The organism is Bartonella sp. AP331QHHD, assembly GCF_042195905.1.
GTDB lineage: Bacteria > Pseudomonadota > Alphaproteobacteria > Rhizobiales > Rhizobiaceae > Bartonella.
The window spans coordinates 100,398-113,932 of sequence record NZ_JBHIPG010000031.1 but is presented as its reverse complement, the minus strand read 5'-3'; the positions used below and the strand labels follow the sequence as shown (position 1 = coordinate 113,932).

The 13,535-nt window shown below is 37.3% G+C and carries 5 protein-coding genes; 2 read left to right on the top strand and 3 right to left on the bottom strand.

The features are described from left to right. Positions 1 to 338: 338 nt before the first annotated feature. Together ACFIMS_RS03855 and ACFIMS_RS03850 are read right to left on the bottom strand one after the other, a co-directional pair. Positions 339 to 4,997, bottom strand: a complete 4,659-nt coding sequence (locus ACFIMS_RS03855) for a translocation/assembly module TamB domain-containing protein (protein ID WP_375696401.1) — start codon at positions 4,995 to 4,997, stop codon at positions 339 to 341. Continuing rightward, positions 4,997 to 6,961 carry an autotransporter assembly complex family protein gene (locus ACFIMS_RS03850; protein ID WP_375628501.1) on the bottom strand — a complete coding sequence of 655 codons (1,965 nt, stop codon included), beginning with the start codon at positions 6,959 to 6,961 and terminating at the stop codon, positions 4,997 to 4,999. The genes ACFIMS_RS03855 and ACFIMS_RS03850 overlap by 1 nt, the downstream gene beginning before the upstream one ends. 408 nt (positions 6,962 to 7,369) lie before the next feature. Between ACFIMS_RS03850 and ACFIMS_RS03845 the strand changes: the two genes are divergently transcribed. Further along, the gene (locus ACFIMS_RS03845; RefSeq protein WP_375612798.1) at positions 7,370 to 8,902 is read left to right on the top strand and encodes a YifB family Mg chelatase-like AAA ATPase; all 1,533 of its coding nucleotides are present in this window, start codon (positions 7,370 to 7,372) and stop codon (positions 8,900 to 8,902) included. A gap of 11 nt (positions 8,903 to 8,913) precedes the next feature. Here the strand turns inward: ACFIMS_RS03845 and ACFIMS_RS03840 are convergent, their stop codons facing one another. Then, positions 8,914 to 9,819 (bottom strand): transporter substrate-binding domain-containing protein, encoded by a 906-nt coding sequence (locus tag ACFIMS_RS03840; RefSeq protein WP_375632130.1) that lies wholly within the window; start codon positions 9,817 to 9,819, stop codon positions 8,914 to 8,916. Positions 9,820 to 11,047: 1,228 nt separating this feature from the next. On the opposite strand from ACFIMS_RS03840, the gene gyrB reads away from it, so the two are divergent. Beyond that, a complete protein-coding gene (gene gyrB / locus ACFIMS_RS03835; RefSeq protein ID WP_375611371.1) occupies positions 11,048 to 13,480 on the top strand; it encodes a DNA topoisomerase (ATP-hydrolyzing) subunit B in 2,433 nt (810 codons plus the stop codon). The last annotated feature ends 55 nt before the right edge of the window (positions 13,481 to 13,535 follow it).

Genomic DNA, 13,535 nt, shown 5'->3' with positions numbered 1-13,535 from the left:
ATTCAAAGTTCTAATTCAAGTTGAATAACAATAAATTATCTTTATAAATCAATATATTGCACACACTCCATTCTTTAGGCAACAGCACGATATGGGCTTGAAAACAAGGTAAGGTATTTCTCTAAAATAAATATATAGCAGCAAAATAACATACTATCTTTCGTGAAGATTTTGTCCCTTTAGAGAATAGCATAACAAAAATCAAATATTTCAGATATATCTCTTCACGCCTCAACAAAAAGCTTCTTCTTTTATAGGATTTCTAGTCTATGCCTCCTTCCTCAGATTTAGAAATGAGAGACAAAAAACGAAGAAATTGTTTTTTGTAAATTCAATCTTTAATAATCTCTTTCATAAAAGAGACCTATACTAGAATTTTGTTCATTTCCTATGGCACCTTTAGCTTTGAGATGACGCGAAATATCTAAATTAATTGTCCCTTTCGTCGTTCCATCAGACCCTGCTTCAAAGCCCAAATAAATATTATTGTGTATGTAGCGTCCAATACGTAAGCCTGTATTCCCCTTCTCATTAACGATAACATCAAGATCATCAAGTCCAATTTTAGTTCGTAAAGTATTCAACAAAGATGTATTAGAACTACCTGCAAGATCAGCCGCTGCTGCTGCAAGTTGAGCAATCTGAAATGGTGATAATTCATTAAGAGAGCGATTAAAAATCAAACGCGCCAAAATCTCATCCTGAGGCAAATTTGGTTGTGATGAAAAATTAATATCAAGATTATCAACCGTCCCACTTACAGTTACAGTGACGCGAATATCACCACTGTTATTGTTGGTTACAAAATAAACCGTAGGATTAAGATTACCACTAAAACTCGCTTGTCCTTGATCAAAATTAAGACGTTGCGACAGGATATCAAAACGTCCACGAATCATTCTAAATTCACCAACTGGATGCACATCATTCAATGGACCTGCTAGATTAATGCGTCCTCCCAGTTCAGCATCTAAGCCTTTTCCGCGTACAAAAAATTGATTGCGTGCTGTAATACGCATATTTGATAGCACGACAGATGAAGATTCTTGTGTAACTATACGGCTTTTGCTTTTGTTCGTGTTCTTAACATCAGCACGTTCAAGTGTTGTTTGAATCGATTTAGTTAAATTCTTATTTCTAACATCAAGAAACTTGGCACTTTTAAAATGATCAGGAACAAAAACTTCAGCTTTTTCAACGATGATATCACCACCAAGAACAAGACTATTTAAAAAATGACCTGTCATTGTCATCTCACCTGATAATGTTGCCAGAATCATAGAACCATCATTATAATTGGCATTATCAAGATGAAATATCAAATCTGTCTCTAGACCATTAGAGATACGACCTGAAGCAGAAATTCCTCCCCCCTCAAACGAAGAAGCTGAAGCTTTTTCTATAAGGATATGATCACCTTTCAATTTGCCTTCAATCGTTATATTATTTAATCCTACATTTGTTTGTGAATCAAAAAAGCTACCGTCGCCTATAGAAATATTTCCTATCAATTGTGGCTTTGATAATGACCCATTAAGAGCTGTATCAATTCTTGCTGTACCCGTTATATGTGCACCACGCTTAGCTAATAAGAGATTAACAAAATCAAGAGGCATTATCCCTTTAACGTTTAATTTTGCCTCTGAACCATTAAGAGATAAAGGCCCATGGATGGAAAGATCTAATCCTTTATCTCCAGTAGCTATCATATTTTCAATATGAAATGTCGATTTTTTATAAGAACCACGAGCATTTATATTGATTGACATCGGTCCTTTATGCGTCATAGCGGTTAAATTTTGACTAGAAAGCTCAAAATGAGCAGATGGATCCTTCATTGTTCCATCAATATCAACTTTACCTATTACTGTCCCATCAAGCGCTTGTCCTGCAATAAAACCATTCGCCAAACGTGCAGATAAATTTTGCAAATTAATATGAAGATCAAGCGCATTTTTCTCTAGAGATACACGCCCCTGAGCTTGTGCTTGTATTCCTTCTCCTGTTAAATTTGCATTCAAAGTAAGATTTTGATCTACAGTGTTTCCCGTAGCAGAAAAAGAAAAAGGCATAATTTTTTTATCTTGAAAAGCAACGGTTGTCAGTCCCTCACCTTTTATATCGTAAGTTATATCAGGTTTTTTTAAATGACCACGAATCATAACCTGCCCTGTTACACTCCCTGCTGCTCCAAGATCGGATTTCCACAGATTGACTAAAGCAGCAGGAAGCGCATTCATTGTAAGTTGTAAATTCAGGGTATCTTGAATATTTCCTGCTAAAATGATGTTGCCTCCATTTATTGCAATTCCTAATTCATTGATTGTCATTCCATCTTTATCAAAAGAAATTATAGATGGCTTCGGCAATGTTGCATGAAAAGTATGTTGTTTTAAGTCCACAGCTTCAATTTGCACTTCTCGTTTTATACTTTCTGGAAGTTCCTCAACCATTAAACGACCAGAAAGCCTTGCATTGAGAGTATCATGCAACATCGCCTGGACAGTAAAAACCGTTTGTCCATTATTCCTATCAGCGTGAGCATTTAAACGATTGACCATTACCAAAGGTGTTTGAATATGTTCTGCATTGATAACTCCTTCAAACTGAGTCATGCCAAAAGGATCGAATATGTCAGCATCTATTGCCAATTTTTTTATTTTATTCTTGGAAAAATTCAAATGGTTAACATGCGCCTTCACATTGGTTTTTTGTCTGCCATTTTGTTCATCAAAAATAAAATCTCCTTTTACTTTTCCACTACCATCCTGCAAAAATAACGCTGAAAGTACGGAAATATCATCGGCATCAATATGCAGCGCTCCTTTCAAAAAACCGCCAAGTTGTTGAGAAAGATCACCCGTTATTTTTGCACTTCCCCCTCTAATATCGATATTTTCAAGTTTTCGAATTTTATGAGAATCTTCAAAAGAGGCCGATAAATGCAAAGGTTTCTTAGCAAAAATTCCTTCACCTTTTACCACCCCTGTTAAAGAAGTAACTGGTGCTGTATTATCTACAAATGCATCTATGTTAAATGTTGTGTTTTGAAGTTTCTTCCCTACAATTAATGCTTCAGAAATATGGGCACGTGTATTTAGTTTTATATGGCTATTGCGCCCTCTCGCCGTACTTTGAATTGTAAGTGCACCGCTTATCTTTGAGTCTAATTTGGACAAATCAGATATTTGAGCAGATAGATCCATTTTAGCGCTTTCATCTGAAAAATAACCATTAGCCTCTATATTTGTATATTGATTTTTCAAATTAAAATGACGTAAAGTGAAGCCCTTTGTATTTCGAGCAGTGCCACCTGAAAGAGTAGTATTTCCTTTGAATAAACGATCAAAAGACTGCACGCCTATTTTCATATCGTCAGCCATTCCTGATAATTGGAGATCAAAAATGCCACTCAATAAACTGATCGTTCCTTTGGCTTTAATATCTGCATTACCAGAAAGTGATTGTTTACTGAACACTTCCAAAGGAGTTAATGTTTGAGCTTTTAAACCGAGATCGCCTTTAAAAACAAAATTCTCCATTGTCCCTTTTAACCAAGAAGAAAAACCCTGAGCCGTAACACTCAGATCATGAATCAAAATTGGTTTGTTCGAAACAATATCCGTATCTAAATGCACATGAACCGCTTGGCTTAAATTTTCTACTAACGCTCCCTTAATCTTTTTAACCTCTTGAAGCGTCCCTTTAACCTGAACACCAACATGACGAGAAGCTGCATTATCAAGATTTTCGCTTACTCCTCCCATATCAAAAATTGCATCGCGAATATAAATATTTTTATTGCTTAAATGATTTACAACCAACCGCCCATTCCAAGATTGTTGACCTTCGCGACCATAGTCAATGTTCAAAGCAAGAGTATTCGCAGGTTTTGGCACTTCTGATATAGGTAAATGAATAGACTTCTTTTCGTTATCAAGAGCCATTTTGCCATCAACAAAAAGCCGTCGCAAGAATCCATCAGCGGTTATTTCAGCATTGGCTATAACATTCATTGCTTTGTTCTGAATAACCATCTGATCAAGGTGTGTCACACCTTCTTTTGTTCTTCTTGCCTTTGCTTTTAATGTTATATCAGATTCGAAGAGACTACGATATTGAACAGGTATTAAAGGGCTCAGTGTTCCCTCTAATTTCGTAGAAAAACTCTGTCCTTCTGGAACACTTGCAAGAATAACATTACCATCTAAAATAGAATGATGATCGGACTCTAAAGAAAGTTTGATAACCAAATCATCAAAAGTACCATCACCTTTCACGACGAGACTTAATGCTGGACGTTGTTCAATGTTAAAAATATTCGCCAAAATACCATTTTGTGGTTCGTTAGCAGAAATATCAATTTGAGCTGTACGATTACTATCAGATATCTTGGTGAGAACAGAAAAAGAACCCGGTGCATCTAAACGATGCGCCGCTATATCGACATCAAAATTACCACCAGCCAAGGTGAAATTGCCTTTTAAGGACATATCAGCAGAAAAACCAAAAAGATTCTGTTCAAATGTCACATGTTGAGCTGTAAGCGTATTGATAGAAAGAGCAAGCGGTAATTTTGGTAAAGAGAATTTACCAGTCTCAAGGGAAGAAACAAAAGAAGAATTGCCTTGCGGTTTGCGTAAAAATGTAACCTGTTCTGCCGAAAGCTGGTTAATATCCATCCGCCCTCTCAGCAACGCTAGACGATTCCAATCCATTTTAGCATTGGTAATTTTAAGCCAAACCCCTTTTTTATCACTGACAGTAATAGTATCAATTGATGTTTGAGAAGACAGTGTCCCTTGCATATTGTGTAAACGAACTTGACGATTAGGCGCTGAAAGCTTTCGTTCAATTAAAGAAACAAACCATGAGCGATCATCTGTTTTCATTTCGCTAGAGGGAAGAATGTCTCCTCTTTGCGCAAAAACAAAACTACCCACCCCAAAAAACAAAAATACAAAGAAGAAAGCTGATAAACGTACACCTTTTTTCATTAAAATGCTTGCCCTATACCCACATAAAAACCAATGCGAGGGTCACCCTTCTCTCTCTTTAAAGGAAAGGCTAAATCAACGCGTAAAGGACCAAGACCCGTCATATAACGACCTCCTATACCGGCTCCCCATTTAATTTTTTGAGAAAAATCAAAATTCGCCTTTTTCCCTACTAAACCTCCATCAAGAAAACTGACAAACCCTATTTTATCATTTAAAGAAACACGCAATTCTGCTGACCCCTCAATAAGCGCCCGTCCACCAACAACCCCATCATTTTCTGTTTTGATACCAATATTACGGTAAGCATAACCACGAACAGAGCCCCCACCACCAGCAAAAAAAAGCGTATTTGCGGGTACTTGTGCTGTATCATTCCCAAGAATTGTACCAAGCTTTGCCCGCGCAGCAACAACAAAACGATCCCCTTCATCCAACGCCCAATAAGAACGACCTTCTGCTGTTACTTTTGCAACAAAGTTGCTAAAACGCATCTCATAAAAAGGCTCAATGAAAACTTCACCATATAAACCTTTTGTTGCATTAAACTTATTATTACGACTATCGTAAATCAAGCCGCTAGGGAAACCGATTGTTGTAAAATTACGGCTCCCAAAATAGATATCACGTGAATAACCATTTGAAACTTCTACAGCAGCCTGTCCCGATAGATTACCATTAAAAATATGCGTAATACCTAATTTTCCTTTGATGGCTTTTGTCGTATAATTTTCTAAAACATCTTGTTGTATTTTTAATTCTGATCTGAAATCTGTATCTGGCGTGAGTACACCGGGCTTTACAAATGTACCACCGAAAAGATAATCAAAATTTTTAAAATTATATGATTGCTTTTTATTGCTACCAACACCACTTATTTTTGTTTCAATTTTAAGAGTCTCTGCATGACCCAAAAGATTATTATGCATCCAATAAGTCTCAAAACCAGCACCGTCTAAAGTTGAATAGCTACCGCCTACACCAAAACGACGCGGTTTACGTTCTTGTACAACAAGTGCAAGCGGTAAACTACCATCTAGATTAATAGTATCAGCCTCACGTATATTGATAGCACGAAAAACACCAAGGCGCGCAAGACGTTCATTTGCCTTAGCTAACGCATCAGAATCGTATATCTGCCCTGGTTTCAATCCGGTCATCCACGCGATATAAGCTGAATCTACACGTGGTTTCTTACTTATATTACGCACACTTAAAGGACCATAATAAGCCTTTTGTCCAGGACCAACAACAATCCGTCCTTCAACACGCAATGTAGCATGATCAGCCACGACTTCACTCTTCATAATTTTAGCTTTAGCATAACCTTGTTGCCGCCATCCTTCTATCGCCCATTTTTCTGCTTTCAAAATGGTTTCAGATTTAGCAATAGCCCCAAATTTATAGCCCAATTCTTCAATTGTGGGCATTTTATGCGCTTTACGTTTTTCAAACGGAGCTACTTTATCAATATTGGCAATACTAAAAACATATTGTGGACCAGCATTAATTGTAATAACGATATTCGATTGTGCTGGAAGTTGAGTTACCGGACTTAAATCAGCGACTTCTAAGCCATTAATTTTAATACTAATAACACCACCATAGCGTCCATCAGCATAAAGAGCAGAAAGAATTGCTCGATAATCTGAACGCGCCTTGGCGAGCAAACCAGAAGAACTGGCGGATGCTTTCTCTTTATCAGCAACAAGAGAAGAAACAGATTTAACTATTTTTATACCTTCTAATGGTGCACCTGGCGGTGCAACAACATCAACTTTATAAAATTTCTCTGTACTTTTGGTATAATGTGAAGAAGAATTTGTTTTCTTTTGACCAAAAAAAGGGATGCCGAAAAAATCAAATGCAGCAAGTGGCTGTGGAAAAGAAAAAGTAAAACACAAGCCTATAAATACACAGCGCACAGTCCCTGATTTTAACAAAATTCTTGTCTGGTATACCATAAAATCAGATACCTTATAATACACTTTGCATCTACTACGCTTTAAATAATATAAAAATAAGAAAGGTAAATATAATTACTTTGCACATTTTACACGTTTTATCACATCAAATAACACTCTGCGATACATAACGTTATCCTCCCCTTATATTTTCATAAAATTTTGCACTGTTGTATAACACGAACAGCCTCATTCTTTTTTTCTTAACATATTTATTTAGCTTATTATAAATGTTTTATTGCGTCCCATATCATCATGGTTAAATTTGTACAAATGACTTTCCATGGGAATGCTAAAAAACTGCCCACGTATATAGTTCTCTCTATAAAAAAAGCTATAGAGATGCTTCTTGATTTTTATAAATAGATATGATTGTCTCTACCAAGTCTAAAGGGGGAAAATAAATAAATGATCGCACGTATTACAACTGTTGCTTTTCGCGGTCTAGAAGCAGTCCCTGTCGATGTACAGGTTATGATTTCGTCTGGTAAAATAGGAATGGCTATTGTTGGATTAGCTGATAAAGCAGTTGCAGAAAGCCGTGAACGTGTACAAGCAGCCCTCCACGCTTGTGGACTTTCTATGCCTACTAAACGAATTACGATTAATCTTGCACCAGCTGATTTGCCTAAAGAGGGATCGCATTATGATTTGCCAATCGCCGTAGGCTTAATGCTTGCTATGGGAATCCTCCCTCCCGAAGTAGCTCAAGACTATGTCATTTTAGGAGAATTATCACTGGATGGTTCACTTACCGCCGTTAATGGTGTTTTACCAGCTGCCATGACAGCTTTATCACTCGATAAAGGACTGATTTGTCCCTTCCAATGTGGACCTGAAGCAGCATGGGCAAATGCAGAAATAAATATTCTTGCCCCAGAGACTCTGCTCACTATAGTCAACCATTTCAAAGGAACCCAAATTCAAAAACGTCCACAACCGCGCCAATATACTATCGAAACTGAACTTCCAGATCTTTGCGAAATCAAAGGACAAAAAACAGCCAAACGTGCCTTAGAAGTTTGTGCTGCTGGACGCCATAACCTTTTGTTTGTAGGTCCCCCTGGTGCTGGAAAATCTATGCTAGCGCAACGCTTACCTTCCATTTTGCCACCTCTTGATAGCCGTGAGCTTTTAGATGTCTCTCTGATTGCTTCTATTACAGGAGAAACGGTTCATAATACCATTTCACTTCATTGCCCCTTTCGTTCCCCACATCATTCTGCTTCCATGGCCGCAATGATTGGTGGAGGGCTTAAAGGACGACCGGGAGAGGTCTCCCTTGCTCATAATGGTGTGTTATTCCTTGATGAATTGCCTGAATTTTCTCCACGGGTTCTTGATTCTCTTCGTCAACCTTTAGAAAGTGGGGAGTCAGTTATCGCCCGTGCTAATCACCATATTAGCTATCCTGCTCGCTTCCAACTTATTGCCGCAATGAATCCTTGCCGTTGTGGTATGGCAGGCGAAAAAGACCATGTTTGCCCTAAAGGGATACGCTGTCAAATCGATTATCAGTCCCGTATTTCTGGTCCTCTGCTTGACCGAATTGATTTACGGATTGATGTCCCTGCTTTGACGGCTATGGACCTTATGCAACCAGAACAATCAGAAAAAAGCTGCGACGTTGCCAAACGCGTCGCACGGTGCCGTACCATTCAAGCTAAACGTTTTTCAACAATGGGGTTTGATCATATTCGTACCAATGGCGATTGCCCTGCCAAAATTATAGAACAGATTGCCATTCCTGATAAAAGTGCGACCATACTCTTACGAGATGTGAGTGAAAAAATGCACCTCTCCGCACGCGCTTATCATCGCATTCTCAAAGTTGCACGCACAATTGCTGATCTTGACGGATCAGATACTCTTTCACGCTATCATCTCGCAGAAGCTATTTCCTATCGACTAGGCGCAGAAAGATTAACAGCCCTTAATTAAAAAACTACTCATCAATAAAAACTTATTGGAAAATAACGCAAATAAAGTTCTGTAAGTTTACCATCCTCTTCTAGAGATTTCAGCGCATAATTGAGTATATCAACCAATTTTTCATTCTTTTTTGCAACAGCAAGCTGCATTCCTTGCCCCAATAACTGTGGCGCCATATATGCCCCCCCAACAAAATGGCAGCAATCAACAGATTTTTGTTTTTTGAACCATAATGATAAAGCAAATCCATCATCAAAAATAAGGTCAATTTTACGCTCTTGTAATGCTTTATAGAGCTCTTCTCTCTTTTTAAACCCTTGCCATTTGGCTTTAGGAAAATAATATTGAAAGAGTTTTTCGTGAACACTTTTAGACAAAACACCACTGGTTAAATGTATCAATTGATCGCTTATTGGCTCATCGAGATTTAAACGTCGAGAAGCAACAAATCGCGCTGGAAAGCGCAAATATGACTTTGTAAAAACAAGATCTTGCTGGGTTTTACTTGTTTCTTTTAAACCCGCAATAATGACTTCTGCACCACCATTTTTAACATGTTCTACAAGCTCTTTCCAAGGAATCACTTCTATTTCACAAAGCTTCTCTAATTTTAATTTTGAGCAAATAGCACGCAATAAATCGATATTATAACCTGCAAGATACCCCGATTGATCAATAAAATTAAAAGGAGGAAAATCAAAAGTTGTTACAAAACGCAAACGAAAGATATCCGTTGTATCAGGTTGTACCAAATGTTCATGCGAATCAAAAAAAGAAGGCAACCTTTCAGCTTCTGCGTAAGAGGAAAATAGAACCCCCCCCGCTACAAATAAAATACGAATAAAAATATTGTATGGATTATTGAATAAAAAGTACTGTAAACGCAATTGAAGATGTTTCACATATATAGATTTTTTTATTTTCAAAATCTCTCCCCCATTTTTCAAAACTAAGATGCAACACTTCTTAACTATTATCTAACGCACTTCACCAAAATATCTGGCGTTTAATAAATAAAATTCTTGCTATTTTTGAAACCATTGAAAATGCTTAGATTTCTGATGTTAATTTTCCAAAATGAATATATAAAAAGTAATTTTAGAGAAAAGCGATTTAATTTTTTAATATAAGAAATAAGCTGTATATACTTTATTGCGTATCTTAAAATATTAAGACCATTTCCTTGCGTATCACAACCTGGGAAGTATATAGATATATTGAAGAAAAGAGTAAAAATACCCCTCAAATGCCGAGGGTTTTCTCAACATTAAGGTTGCATCAACATTTAAGAGCTGAAAAATAAAATGATGATTCTGATTTGCACTTTATTGTCACGATGGGAAAGATGGGGGACATAAATCTTGTAGTATTCACAGGGTATTTTGCGTTATACTATTCAAACATCGTTGTAAAATGAGTTTGGGAACATTGAGAGATGCTCCTTAAAAAAGCGCGTGAATAAACAGTACAATGGCGTTTTGTTTTGAATGAGCGATGCAACCTCACGAGAATGCAAGAAACAAAAGCGTAAGATAATTCGTCATTACCCTCATTATTCAAAAACATCACCGTAGACGTTTTTTTAAATTGTAAAGTTGAATATAAAAGATGATCGTGGAAACGTGTTTTTACATTTACGCATTTATATTTTCCTCAAATGAAGCTTTTTTCACATTTTAAAGATGACACAAACCAATATACACAATATTTTCGCCTCAATCTAACATACAAAAGTTTGAACTGCTTAGAGAGCTCGCAACCTTTGTTTTAAATATATGGTAGAATTAGGATTGAAAAATTGATTTATGGATAAAACAAGTGAGACCTTTATTAGTGTAACACAAAAATGCATAACTAATTCTGAAACATTACGCATATGCAAAAATAAACAAAGTAAATAGCATCGTTTATGAAACAGCTTTTTGTATAAGTCATAAGTGTTTATTCGCCTTATATCACCGCCCTAGTGTTTTACAGCATAGCAGTACACTATCATTTTATCATTCTCTCCATTATATATCGACAGATATTGAATCTAGATCTGATATACGGTAAATATTTAATGTGGTTATTCCATAAATAACTGATCAGAACATTGAGCTTTAAAAAAAGCGGATAAAATATTGTAAATTGAACACAGGAATGGACTAACTTATGAGTGATGAAATAACCTCACCAGCACAAAGCAATAACTATGATGCCGCTTCTATCAAAGTTCTCAAAGGTCTTGATGCTGTACGCAAACGTCCTGGTATGTATATCGGTGACACTGATGATGGATCGGGGTTACACCATATGGTCTATGAAGTTGTAGACAATGCTATCGATGAAGCTTTAGCCGGTCATGCAACTCTTGTAAACGTCACACTCCATGCTGATGGTTCTTGTTCTGTTCGTGATAATGGACGTGGAATTCCGACAGATATCCATCCAACAGAAGGTATTTCTGCCGCTGAAGTTATTATGACACAGCTTCATGCCGGTGGAAAGTTTGATCAAAACTCTTATAAAGTTTCAGGCGGATTACACGGTGTTGGCGTCTCTGTTGTGAATGCATTATCCGTTTGGCTTAAATTGCAAATCAAACGCAATGGTAAAATTCATGAAATATCATTTACCCACGGGGTAGCTGATGCTCCATTAAAAGTTGTTGGCGATTGCGATCAAGAAAGTGGAACAGAAATTAGATTTTTACCAAGCTCTGAAACCTTTACTATGGTTGAGTTTGATTTTGAAACTTTAGAGCGTCGTTTACGGGAATTAGCTTTTCTAAATTCTGGGGTTTATATTCTTCTTGTTGACGAGCGTCATGCTGATATTAAATCCGTTGAATTGCATTATGAAGGTGGATTAATAGAGTTTGTGAAATATATTGATCAATCAAAAAAAGCTCTGCTTGATACTCCTATTTATATTGCAAGTGAAAAGGATGGTATGAGCGTTGATGTTGCCCTGTGGTGGAATGATTCCTATCATGAGAAGGTCTTGTGTTTTACCAATAATATCCCTCAGCGTGACGGTGGAACGCATTTGATAGGTTTCAGAAGTGCCCTTACACGCCAAATTAATGGCTATGCTGAATCTTCAGGTATTGCTAAAAAAGAAAAAGTGAACTTAACCGGTGATGACTGCCGTGAAGGATTAACAGCTATTCTTTCTGTCAAAGTTCCTGATCCAAAATTTTCTTCACAAACAAAGGATAAGTTAGTCTCTTCTGAAGTGCGCCCTATTGTTGAAAGTTTGGTCAATGAAGGTCTTTCAATATGGCTGGAAGAACATCCTCATGAAGCAAAACTTCTCATTAGTAAAGTGGTAGAAGCTGCAACAGCACGTGAAGCAGCACGCAAAGCACGTGAACTCACAAGACGAAAAGGGGCGCTTGATATCACTTCTCTACCAGGAAAGCTTGCCGATTGCCAAGAACGAGATCCCGCAAAATCAGAAATCTTTATTGTCGAGGGGGATTCGGCTGGCGGTTCAGCAAAAAGTGGGCGCTCACGTCAAAATCAAGCAATTTTACCCCTTCGTGGTAAAATCCTCAATGTTGAACGAGCACGTTTCGACCGCATGCTCTCATCTGATATGATTGGAACACTTATTACAGCTCTTGGAACGTCTATCGGTAAGGATGAATTTTCGCCGGATAAATTACGTTATCATAAGATTATTATCATGACGGATGCGGACGTTGATGGAGCCCATATTCGTACTCTGCTGCTCACTTTCTTTTTTAGACAAATGCCCGAGTTGATTGAACGTGGACATCTTTATATTGCTCAGCCTCCTCTTTATAAAGTATCGCGTGGAAAATCTTCCCAATATATTAAAAATGAAGCAGCGTTTGAAGAATTCTTGATCGATACTGGATTAGAAGAAACAACGCTTGAGCTTTCAACGGGAGAAGTGCGTGCAGGGGCTGATTTGTATCAACTCGCTAAAGATGCTCGTATATTACGTCAACTTTTAAATGGTCTTCATACCCGTTATGACCGTAATATTGTTGAACAAGCAGCAATTGCTGGTGCTTTTAATCTTGAAGTCTTTGCAACACAAGAAAAAGCGCAAAAAATAGCAGATACTACAGCACACCGCCTTAATCTGATTGCTGATGATATGGAACAAGGTTGGAGTGGACAATATACAGCAGATGGAAGTTTATGTTTTGAGCGTATTTTGCGTGGTGTTAAAGATGTTGTTACGCTTGATGTGGGACTTATAAATTCAACTGACGCACGCCAAATTGATCGCATTTCCCAAAATTTTATCGACATATATCATCCTCCTGTTCTTTTACGTCGCAAAGATAAAACAGAGCGTATTTTTGGTCCTATGAGCCTTTTAGAGAGCATTTTTACAAACGGTAAAAAAGGTGTTACTCTTCAACGTTATAAAGGTCTTGGGGAAATGAATGCTGAACAACTTTGGGAAACAACGCTTGATCCCAATGCACGTTCTCTTTTACAAGTAAAGATTAATGATGCAACCGATGCAGATTCACTCTTTTCTCGTCTCATGGGTGATGAAGTTGAACCTAGACGTATTTTTATTCAAGACAATGCCTTAAGCGTTGCCAATCTTGATATCTAAAGGTACTCTTCTGTTTTTGGCTGTGTAAACGTCGTAGTTTTATACGTTGTTTTTT

Bases quoted from the DNA above. Each gene is read 5' to 3' on its own strand.
- ACFIMS_RS03845 (WP_375612798.1), top strand. From the start codon at position 7,370: ATGATCGCACGTATTACAACTGTTGCTTTTCGCGGTCTAGAAGCAGTC.
- ACFIMS_RS03850 (WP_375628501.1), bottom strand. From the start codon at position 6,961: ATGGTATACCAGACAAGAATTTTGTTAAAATCAGGGACTGTGCGCTGT.
- gyrB (WP_375611371.1), top strand. From the start codon at position 11,048: ATGAGTGATGAAATAACCTCACCAGCACAAAGCAATAACTATGATGCC.
- ACFIMS_RS03855 (WP_375696401.1), bottom strand. From the start codon at position 4,997: ATGAAAAAAGGTGTACGTTTATCAGCTTTCTTCTTTGTATTTTTGTTT.